Annotated in this window: 1 protein-coding gene; it reads right to left on the reverse strand. The window is 59.0% G+C overall.

All coding sequences use genetic code 11. The features are described from left to right. Window positions 1-145: AsnC family transcriptional regulator (locus tag SM755_RS23520; RefSeq protein WP_323174819.1), on the reverse strand; the 145-nt coding region annotated here is incomplete at its 3' end. Window positions 146-278: the final 133 nt, after the last annotated feature.

The raw sequence follows: 278 nt of genomic DNA on the forward strand, positions 1-278 counted from the left end.
GTTCGATGACGTCGTCCTCGGTCATCCGTTCGACCCGGTTGCGGACCGTCCCCTCGCTGGTGCCGACCTCCTCGGCGATCTCGGTGTAGGGCGTCCGGGCGTCCCGTCGGAGGATGTTCAGTATCTCGCGGTCGAGTTCGTCCATGGAGGTTGTCGTCTACCACCCCTTCCCACTTGACGATTACGAAATTCGTAACGACGCTTCGAAAGCAAGGTTTATTGACGTGGCAACGTACGTACTTCGTAACGATGGACGCCTACGTAGCACTGGAGGGTGG

The sequence above is a fragment of the Natrialba sp. PRR66 genome, from assembly GCF_034808065.1.
In the GTDB taxonomy this organism is placed as follows: Archaea; Halobacteriota; Halobacteria; order Halobacteriales; family Natrialbaceae; genus Natrialba; species Natrialba aegyptia.